Source organism: Amycolatopsis sp. NPDC059235 (genome assembly GCF_042754125.1).
Taxonomy (GTDB): Bacteria; Actinomycetota; Actinomycetes; order Mycobacteriales; family Pseudonocardiaceae; genus Amycolatopsis; species Amycolatopsis albidoflava.
On record NZ_JBHZAG010000165.1, the window covers coordinates 1 to 10019 of the forward strand.

General features: G+C 65.5%; 9 protein-coding genes. 1 reads left to right on the top strand and 8 read right to left on the bottom strand.

Features of this window, described 5'->3' with window-relative positions; translation table 11 throughout:
• Positions 1 to 136: 136 nt before the first annotated feature.
• The 8 genes from ACFXI3_RS46305 to ACFXI3_RS46340 all read right to left on the bottom strand — a co-directional run bounded on the left by ACFXI3_RS46305 (position 137) and on the right by ACFXI3_RS46340 (position 8201).
• Positions 137 to 514, bottom strand: coding sequence for a Rieske (2Fe-2S) protein (locus tag ACFXI3_RS46305; protein WP_378408557.1), 378 nt, complete (start codon positions 512 to 514; stop codon positions 137 to 139).
• Positions 511 to 798, bottom strand: a complete 288-nt coding sequence (locus ACFXI3_RS46310) for a hypothetical protein (RefSeq protein WP_344286913.1) — start codon at positions 796 to 798, stop codon at positions 511 to 513. Before ACFXI3_RS46310 ends, ACFXI3_RS46305 begins: the two co-directional genes overlap by 4 nt.
• Positions 798 to 2060, bottom strand: a complete 1263-nt coding sequence (locus tag ACFXI3_RS46315; protein WP_378408559.1) for an amidohydrolase family protein — start codon at positions 2058 to 2060, stop codon at positions 798 to 800. The genes ACFXI3_RS46310 and ACFXI3_RS46315 overlap by 1 nt, the downstream gene beginning before the upstream one ends.
• A gap of 22 nt (positions 2061 to 2082) precedes the next feature.
• Complete coding sequence (locus ACFXI3_RS46320) at positions 2083 to 3243, bottom strand: ABC transporter ATP-binding protein (RefSeq protein ID WP_378408561.1); 1161 nt, start codon at positions 3241 to 3243, stop codon at positions 2083 to 2085.
• A 38-nt stretch (positions 3244 to 3281) separates the two neighbouring features.
• Positions 3282 to 4397, bottom strand: a complete 1116-nt coding sequence (locus ACFXI3_RS46325; RefSeq protein WP_344286919.1) for an extracellular solute-binding protein — start codon at positions 4395 to 4397, stop codon at positions 3282 to 3284.
• Between the two features lie 16 nt (positions 4398 to 4413).
• The gene (locus ACFXI3_RS46330) at positions 4414 to 6174 is read right to left on the bottom strand and encodes an ABC transporter permease (protein WP_378408563.1); all 1761 of its coding nucleotides are present in this window, start codon (positions 6172 to 6174) and stop codon (positions 4414 to 4416) included.
• A 160-nt stretch (positions 6175 to 6334) separates the two neighbouring features.
• Positions 6335 to 7384, bottom strand: a complete 1050-nt coding sequence (gene hisC, locus ACFXI3_RS46335; protein WP_378408565.1) for a histidinol-phosphate transaminase — start codon at positions 7382 to 7384, stop codon at positions 6335 to 6337.
• An 88-nt stretch (positions 7385 to 7472) separates the two neighbouring features.
• Positions 7473 to 8201, bottom strand: a complete 729-nt coding sequence (locus ACFXI3_RS46340) for an FCD domain-containing protein (RefSeq protein WP_344286924.1) — start codon at positions 8199 to 8201, stop codon at positions 7473 to 7475.
• Positions 8202 to 8321: 120 nt separating this feature from the next.
• Between ACFXI3_RS46340 and ACFXI3_RS46345 the strand changes: the two genes are divergently transcribed.
• Positions 8322 to 9533, top strand: coding sequence for a M20 family metallopeptidase (locus tag ACFXI3_RS46345; RefSeq protein WP_378408567.1), 1212 nt, complete (start codon positions 8322 to 8324; stop codon positions 9531 to 9533).
• Positions 9534 to 10019: the final 486 nt, after the last annotated feature.

The window sequence follows — 10019 nt, forward strand, 5'->3', positions numbered from 1 at the left end:
TGGGTGTGGGGGGTTGTTTCATATTAATTTTTCCGCTCAATCACACCCCCCCCCGAACCGTCAGCACAATAAAACTTCGGGGTGGTGGCCCCCACTACGGGCGCAATGTCGCCGCCAGGCGACGAGCCGACCACGATCAGAGACTCACCACAACCTCATCCCCCACCACCCGAACCGGCACCCCTCGCAACCCCACCCGATCATCCGCCGGATGCCGCCCAGTCAAGATATCGAACTCAAACCCGTGCCAAGGACAAACAATATTCCGATCAGCCGGATGAAACGCAGGCCCGGCACTCTTCCGATCCTCCCGAACCGGCTGAATAGTCCGAGGCATGATCTTCCCCTGGCAAACCGGCCCACCCTGATGCGGGCAGACGTTATGCCAAGCCCGCACCTCCCCAGCATGGAAGTAAAGCCCCACTTCCAGCCCGTCAACCTCCACCACGATCCGCCCGCGCGTCTGGAGATCCGCCAGACCGGCAACGACAACATCCCGCCGCACAGCGCTCATTCGGCCCTCCGATACCAGATCGCCATGTCGAAAAGGTTCACATCCGCCGCGTCCAGCAACGCCGTCACCAAGACCACAGTCTCCGTCGCGGTAAGCGCATCCTCCCGAATCGGCCAAGCGATCTTCCCCACCCGATCAGTCTTGGCAGAGAACAACCGAGCCGCCGCATACAGCAAATCCGCGATTTCTTCGTCGGGAACCGCAGCAGCCTGGTCCTCCGAAACAACCTGGGAGGTCAACTCACCCAACCGAGACACCAGCGAAGTCAACTCAGCAGCCGTCATCACGAAACCCCAGGTCGGTCGTGGAGCACGCTCTGCGCAGCGGGCTTCCGGCGATCAGTGGGCAGATTGAAAACGCGAGCCGCGTTAAGGCCGAGAATATTCCGCTTAGCCTGCTCAGACAAAAACGGCAGCCGAGTAATGGTCGAAGGCGCGTCCCAGTCCCAATGCGGCCAATCCGACGAGTACAACAACTGCGTCTCCGCGTTGAACGCCTTCATCCCAGCCTCCAGCAACTCCATGCTGGTCCGCTCCATCGGCTGGCTCGTATACCACATATCCTTCATGTACTCACTAGGCAACCGATTCAACCCAGGAGCCTCACTGGGCCGCATCAGCACCTCATGATCAAGCCGCTGCATGAGAAACGGAATCCAAGCGAGCCCGCTCTCCACCCAGACCATCTTCAGCCGAGGAAACCGCTCCGGCATCGCGTTGATGATCCAGTTGGTCACATGAATCTGATTGTAATGCGTAAAAGACAACGCATGCATCGACAGAAACCGGTTCAGCTGAGCGAAAGACGGGTCACCCCAGTGATACCCGGAGTGAAAAGCGAGCGGCTTCCCACTGTCCTCAATCAGCTTGTACAGCCGAGTATAAACATCCGAATGAACGGGATTATTGCGAGTCGAACAAACCGTGTACCCGATAATCCCGTCGTCATCGGCATACTTCTCGACCAGCTCCTCGCAAACCTCAGGCGTGTTGTACGGCAGATACAACATCCCCTTGAGCCGATCATCCTGCGGCAGAACAACCTCAGTCAGCCACCGGTTGAAAGCCCGCCCCAGCACGACCTCGATCTCATCCTGCGGGTGCATGCCCAGCAGCAACATCGCGCTGGGAAACACAACCTGATAGTCCAGCCCCATCGCGTCCATGCCACGCCGGGCAGCGGCGACGAACGGATGCCCGGACACCCCGTCAAGCGGCTCCTTGCGACCTTGATGACCGATCCGTCCGCCGACACTCTGATGCGACATACCGGGCTGGATGTTCAGCAACGCGTTATTGCCGGCGAACTTGCCGAACTGGTCCATCCCGATCTGCCGCCACACATCGTTGTCGATGAGTTCCAGCACCTCGCCCCAGAAGTGGTCCTCCGAGACGTGCGCGTCGATGTCGACGATGAAATAATCGTCGTACTCCCGCTCGGCCTGTTTGGTCGCGTGGGCGAGAACATCCCGGGTGTCGGTCCGCCCGCCGATCTCGGCGAGTTCCCGGATCCGAGGCCCGTCGGAACGGGGCGTATTCAAGGGCACGGATTCTCCCCTTCGTCCGGCGTCAGCGAGGCGCGACGGCGGCATCGGTCATCGTGGTCAGGTAGTCGTCGTCAGCGGGAGCCGCGTTCTCGTGCGGAATCACGACAGCTCGCTCCGGGCTCACCGCGAAAGTGTGTTCCTCACCCGCGGTCGGGACGGATTCCGCGGACAGCTCAGCCGTTTCGGTCCGCACTCGCATCGGGAGCCCGTCCGCGCGGACCAGAAGGTTGACGGCACTGCCGAGATAAGTAGTGCGCTCGACAGTGCCACGGAATCGGCCCAAACCGGAACTGTCCGAGGAAAGCCGAGCATGCGCCGCACGAAACGCGATGTCAGCCCGGTCGCCCACGGAAACATCCCCGGTCGCGATCCCGGAGAAGACCAGCGAGGTGTCATCCACTCGCACCTCAGCGGTTTTTCCGCGCACCCCAGTGACCGTGCCGGGAAGGATGTTCTGAAAGCCCATGAAATCCGCGACATAAGCCGAATTCGGCCGGTCGTACAGATCGCTCGGCGTACCGGACTGGACGATGACGCCCTCGCTCATCACGATGATCCGGTCGGACAGCGTGATCGCTTCCTCCTGATCATGCGTCACGTAGACCGACGTCGTCTCGAACCGGTTGTGCAGCGAGCGCACCTGCTGGCCCATCTGGTACCGCAGTTTGCTGTCCAAATTGGACAACGGCTCGTCGTAAAAGATGATCCCCGGCCGGGCGGCCAGCGCACGCGCGAGTGCCACGCGCTGCTGCTGACCGCCCGACAGGGCAGTGACCGGGCGCTTCCCGAGGTCGGAAAGGCCAACCGCGTCCAGCATTTCCTGTACTCGCTGCGCCCGCTCCCGGCCGGGCATCCGCGCGACCTTCAGCGGGTACGCCACATTGTCCGTGACGTTCAGGTGCGGCCAAAGCGCGTAACTCTGGAACACCATGCCGACCCGGCGCTTGTCCGCGGGCACGAACGTGCGCCGCGCGGTGTCGACCACGACCCGGTCGCCCATGACGATCCGGCCCGAGGTCGGCCGCTCCAGCCCGGCCAGGCAGCGCAATGTCGTCGTCTTGCCGCAGCCCGAGGGGCCGAGCAGCGTCACGAACTGCCCGGACTCGATCGTCAGATCCAGTTCGTGCAGCGCCGCCTTCGCGCCGTACTTCTTGGTGAGTCCGGATACCTGGACCTCGGTCATCGTGACCTGCGCTTTCTCTTCGGCCGGGAGGCGAGGCGTTACTTCTTGAAGGCCTGGGTGATGAAGTCGAAGTAGGGCTTGTTGAACGCCGGGTCCGGGTTCGAGAACGGCAGCCGCGGCAGCTTGTCCAGCGACGGCAGACCCGCCGGGCCGGGCGCGGTCGGCGTGCGGCCGTAGGAGTTGTCCTTTTCCGCCAAGGCTTTCTGGCCTTCCGGCGAGTACAGCCAGTTGACGTACAGCTGCGCGGCCTCGGAATGCGGCGCGTCCTTGATCAAGCACAGCGCCGAACGCGCCATGTAGTTTCCGCCGTCCTCCAGCGGGAACACCATGCCGATCGGCGCGCCCTTCTGTTTCTGCGCCTCGAAGTAGCCCTGGTACACCGCGATGCCGACCGGGAACCGGCCACTGGCGACATCCGTGGGCACCATCGGCTCGGACTGCGAGATCTGCAGGTCCTGCGCGGCCAGCTTCTCCAGGTAGGAACGGCCCCACTTCTTCTCGTTCTCGGGCAGCATCAGCGATTCGAGGATGTACCGGATGCCGCCGGGCACGGTCATGTCGCCGACCGCGATCTTGCCCTTCCACTTCGGGTCGAGCAGGTCGTGCCAGTTCTTCGGCGCGTCCTGCTTTTGCACCTGGTCGGTGTTGTAGACGAACCCGAAGTAGCGCAACGCGAAGTAGGTGAGCCTGCCGTCGTTGTCCGTCGGCACCTTGAACCCGGGGTCAGCGGTCCGCACGTCCGCGGGCGTGCAGATGTTCGGCTTCGCGGCCGCCTGCGGAGATTCACCGCCGACGTAGATGTCCGCGATCCGGTTCCCGCTCTGCGCCTCGGTGTCCAGCTTGGTGAGGATCTGCGCGTCGGCCTGGTCCTGCGGAAGCAGTTTGATCCCGGGGAAGCGCTTCGTGAACACGTCGTTCAGCGCCTGGTTCGCGGTCACCCCGGGCCCGTACAGCACGAGCTGGGTGTGATTGGCCGCGAAGGCCTTGTCGTACAGCTCGTTCATGTACTTGTTGGCCGAAGCTGAGGCACCGGGGACCTCGATCGGCGTGCTCGACTTGGACGCGCCCGCGGACGCACAGGCGGTAAGCGCGGCGAGCAGGCCGGCGGTGACCGCCAGCGCCGGCGCGCGCAGTTTCGTACGGGAGAACTTCATTGTTCTTCCTCTCGGGTCAGGGGGTGAGACGGGAGAGCGGACCTGCGGAACGGTCGCGGCCGAGGATCCGGCCGCCGAGCTTGACGGACACCGCGGCGAGCGCCAGCACGACGAACGCGGCGATCAGGATGATCATGAACAGCGCCGCGCCCCGGGACATCTCGCCGGTGAGGAACTGCTGGAAGGCGGTCAGCGACACGGGTTCCAGGCCGGGCGGGGCGAGCAGCATCGGCACGGCGAGGTTGCCCGAAATGAATAGTGCGGAGAGGAACCAGCCGGCCAGGAAGCTCGGGATGACCAGGCGCAGCACGATGGTCACCAGCACCCGGCCCGCGCTCGCGCCGGACATCCGGCCCGCCTCCTCCAGCTCGGGCGAGAGCTGGGCCAGCGCGCCCTCGGCGATCCGGCTCGAGACCGGGATCGTCGCGACGACCAGCACGAGCGTCATCAGGAACGCCGACCCGTAGAGCCCGCGGAAGGCCGGGAGGTAGAGCACGGCGAACATGTAGGCCAGGCCGAGCACGACGCCGGGCAACGCCCACGGAATCCAGACGGCGAACGAGGTGTAGCTCCGCAGGAATCCCCGGCGCCGCGCGGTGACGTAGGTGGTGAGCAGCGCGATCGCGATCGAGCCGAAGCCGCCGATGACCGCGAGCCACGCGGTGAGCGCCAGGCTCGAGCTGAACTGCGGGTCGGTGAGCATCGTGACGTAGTTGTCCAGCGTCAGCCCGGTGCTCATCACCCCGAAGATCGGCTGGAGGCTGCCGAGCACCATCGCGAACAGCGGCAGCAGGAAGTTCAGCAGCACCACCACGACGATCAGCGCGGACAGCCCCCAGCGGACCGGACCCAGCTCCTGCGGATCGCGCCTCGACGTCTTGCCGGTGAGCGTGGTGAAGCTGCGGCCGCGCAACATCCAGCGCTGGGCGAGGAACAGCAGCAGCACCAGCAGGATCAGCACGAGCGACAGCGCGAACGCCTTGGTGTACTCGGCTGGCGCTTCATCTCGGACGTAGTGGTAGATCTGCGTCGAGAACACGTAGATGCCCGCTTGGCGGCCGATCAGCTGCGGTCCGTCGAACGACTGGAACACCAGCACCGCGATCAGCAGGGCCGCGCCGGTGATCGCCGGGCCGACCGACGGGATGGTGATGGTGAAGAACGTCCGCACCGTTCCCGCGCCGCTGATCGCCGCGGCCTCGTCGAGCGACTGGTCGCGGTTCTTGAACGCGCCGAGCAGCAGCAGGTACGCGAACGGCATGTAGCCGAGCGACGTCAGCAGGATCAGCCCGCCCCAGCCCTGGATGTTGATCAGCGGCCCGTGCGTGCCGACCGCCCGGCCGAGCTGGTTGAGCAGGCCGTTCTGCGCGTTGCCGAGCATGATCCAGCCGAGGGTGTGAAACAGCGGCGGGACGAAGAGGTTGATCACCATGATCGGCGTGAGCAGCTTGCGGCCGGGCACGTTCGTGTTGGCCGCGATCCAGGCGAACAGCCCGCCGCCCGCCACCGAGATCGTGCCGCACACGACGACCAGCACGATCGAGTTCCACAGCGTGTGCCAGGTTTCCGGCGCCTCGAACGCCGCGAGCAGGCCGCTCATCGTGAACGGCATGTTGTCCGAGGGCAGCCCGTCGCGGAAGGCGCCGAGCACGATCATCGCCACCGGATAGACGAAAATCAGCGTGAGCCCGGCGAGCAGGGTCGCTTTGAGCACACCGCCGGTCACCGAGCGGCGCATCGAGGCCCGCCGGTCGTGCTCGAATAGGCGCTCGGTCACTGCACCGTTCCTTCCTGCGAGCGATCGGTTACCCGCCGCGTGAACGAACCGCTTCGTCCGTCCTGCCGGTTAGCGTAAGAACTCGGGTGCGGCGGCTCATCGAGCGGCTCTCCGAAGTCCTTCCGGTTTCCTCAGACACGGTGTCGGAGGAAACCGCTGATCAGATCAGAGCGGCGAGCACCGCGTCGTTCTCTTCGGGCAGCCCGATCGTCACGCGTGCCCCGCCCGCCTTCGGGAACGGCCGGGCGAGCACGCCGCGAGCCTCCAAACGGGACAGAAGATCGGCCGCATCCCCGGGCAGGAAAAGGAAATTTGCCTGACTGGGCACATACTCGACGTTCGCCGCCTTCAACGTTGCCTCGACGCGAGCGCGCTCGGAGACGATGACGGCGGTTCTTTCCTTCGCCACAGCCAATCCTTCCGCGCTCAACGCCGCGATGACCGCCGCCTCGGCCACGCTGTTGAGCGCGAACCCGACGGACGTACGGCGCAGCGCTTCCGCGATCCTCGGTGCCGCAGCGGCATAACCGACACGGATTCCCGCCAAACCGTGCGCTTTGGACAGTGTCCGCAGCAGCACGAGATTCTCGAACTCGTCGAGCAATCCGACAGTCGCGTCCAGTGGTTCGGCAGACACGAACTCGCGGTACGCCTCGTCGACAACAACCAGCACGCTCGACGGGACGCTTTTCAGGAAGTCGCGGATATCCTCGACGCCGCGCCACCCGCCGGTCGGGTTGTTGGGATTGCAGAGGTAGACAATGCGGGTTTCCGGGCCGACCGCGGCGAGCATCGCGTCGAGATCCATCGCGCCGTTCGCGTCGAGACCGACCTCTGTGGACTCCGCGCCGGCCAGCGAAAGCGCCGCCGCATACGCCTCAAAGGACGGTGCCGGACGCACCCCGTGCACGCCTGGTTCGCACACCAGCCGGGCCAGGGCGTGCAGCAGAGTGCCGGAACCGTTGTCGATCGCGATGCGCCCCGCGTCCAGCCCCATCGCCTCGGCGACGGCGGCGCGCGCCGCGGTGCGGTGGTAATCGGGGTAGCGATGGGCATTCCGCGCCGCCTCGGTCATCGCAGCGACGATGACGTCGGCGGGCGCCCACGGCATTTCGTTCTGTGACAAGCGGATCGGCGGCTGCGCACCGCGAGACGAGCGATCGGGGGCGGCGAGCACGCGGTCGACCACACTGCGGAGCTCCAGCAGCATGCATCCTCCTCAAGCCGGACGATTAACTGTAATGAATATACATAATTCTGAGCGCGTGTACATCCATCAGTTCTCCGGCTCGCGGAGATCAGGAAGGCCGGGCTGCCACCGCAGGACGCCGGTGCCGCGAAATCGCCGACTCCGCGAGCTTGTGATCGCGCCGCACGACTGCCTCGGCGAAGTCGAGGTGCGTCCGCAGCCGCTCCTGCGTGGTCGGCGCGGTGACGCCCTCGAGCCGCGCGGCGATGATGTAGTCGACGAGATTCGTATACAGGCTGCGCAAAAGCTCGTTCGGCGACACCTGCGCGATCCGCGCGTGCAGCGCCCAGATCGCGGTCGGCGCCTCCGCGGAATCCCAGGCCGCCTTCAGCGTCTCGGCGCACGCTGAGATATCGGCGATGTCCTCGTCGCTCGCGTTCTCGACCGCGTCGTGCAGCACCGAACCGTCGAGCGAGTCCAAGACGCGCAGGCAGTTCTCCACCGTCGCCTTCCCCTCGCGCAGCTGCAGCAGCTGATCGCTCAGGTGCGTGAACGGCGAACGCGTCGCAACGAAGATCCCACCGCCCGGCCCCGGCTTCGCATCAACAATGCCGCGAGCGCGCAACAGCTGAATCGCCTCGCTCAGCGTCGCCGGCGCAACCCCGAAACGCGCCATCAACTCCTGACGGCGCCCGACGAAGTGCCCAGCGCTCCAGCCCTCCGAGACGATCTCGTCCTCGAGCGCGCGAGCGACCTGGACGGCGGCGGCGGTGTTCGTGATCTGCGGCAAGAAGTCCTCCGAAGTGCTCGGTCCGGTGACGTCGCCGACGCGGGTCACGCGTAGTGACAGATTAGAGGCGCACCGGAACCCCCGACACCCGGCATCGTCTATATTGATTGTAGACATTAGACGCTGGCGTCACCAGCGCGGCACGCACCGTTGCCTCTAAGGAGCCCCATGCCGGTTTCCGACTCGATCCTCGCCGCTTCCGCCGCCCTCCTGCCAGACCTGGTCGCACTCCGCCGCACCCTGCACGCCCGGCCCGAAGCCGGGTTCGCCCTCCCCCACACCCAGCGAGCCGTGCTGGCCGCGATGGCCTCGCTCGACCTGGAGACCACGCCCGGCCCGCACGATTTCACGTCAATCATCGCAGTCCTGCGCGGCGCGCGGCCCGGACCGTCGGTTCTCTTGCGCGCGGACATGGACGCACTGCGCGTCACGGAAGAGACCGGACTGTCGTTCTCCTCGCAGACTCCCGGATTGATGCACGCCTGCGGACACGACCTGCACACAGCCGCCCTTGTCGGTGCGGCAAAGCTCCTCAGCGCCCACCGAGACGAGATCGCCGGCTCGGTGGTCTTCATGTTCGAACCAGGCGAGGAAGCAGGCGGCGGCGCACAACGGTTAATCGAAGAGGGAGTGCTTTCCGACGTCAAGGCCGCCTACGGCATCCACGTCCTCCCCGGCCGCTCCGGCGTATTCACGACCCGCCCCGGTTCGGTCATGGCAGGGGCCAGCAGCCTGACCGTACGCGTGCTCGGCCGAAGCGGACACGGTTCGCGCCCGCACCAGGCAGTAGACCCGGTTCCCGCTGCGGCACAGATCATTTCCGCACTGCACACCTATGTGACCCGGCGGTTTCCGGTGTTCGATCCGGTGGTGCTGTCGGTGACCAAAATGCAGGCGAGCGAGATCATCAACGCCATCCCCGACGAGGCAACCCTCGGCGCCACGATTCGCGCACTGTCCGCGGAGAGCGTGGACATCCTGGCCCGCGAACTTCCCTCGCTGGCCAACGGGATCGCGTCGGCATTCGGTTGCCGTGCGGAGACGGAATTCCGGTCGGTCTACCCAGTCACCACGAACGACCCGAAAGCAGCGGCACACGCGTTGACCGTTCTCGGCGATCTGTTCGGCACGGAACGAGCCGTCCCGCTGGAGAACCCGGTGATGGCTTCGGAGAGCTTTTCCGCGGTGCTGAACGAGGTCCCCGGCGCGTTCATCTTCCTAGGCACCACCCCCGACGGGATCGACCCAGATGCGGCGGAGATGAACCACTCCCCCCGCGCAATCTTCGACGACAGCGTCCTCGGCGACCAAGCCGCAGCCCTGGCGACCCTCGCCCTCAGCCACGTCGCCGTCCGTGAGGGGAACCCTAAGGGACTCTGATTCCCTCAGGGTTCCCCTCACGACCCACCGTCGTCCGTGAGGGGCCCCTTCACGGAATCAGATTCCCTCAAGGAGCCCTTCACAGCCCACCCCCACCCGCTCGCCCACCCGCTCGTTCGCTCGCCCACCCGCTCGTTCGCTCGCCCACCCGCTCGTTCGCTCGCCCACCCGCTCGTTCGCTCGCCCACCCGCTCGTTCGCTCGTTCGCTCGCTCGCTCGCTCGCCGCCGCCGCGATGCGCCCCAATGCGGCATTCGGCGCATCCCACGCACCCAACGCCACATTCGTTGCGCCACATGCACCCAATGCGGCGTTCGGTGCGTCATAGGCACCCAACGCCACATTGGGGCGCAAGCCCCGCCCCACTCACCAAACCGCAGCCGATGCACCCAACCGTCAAAGCACCCACCCCACCCCCAACCCCGATACGAAGCCAAAAACACGGCGCGGAGGTGCTTGTCAAGGCCACCAGTCTAATATACAAAAC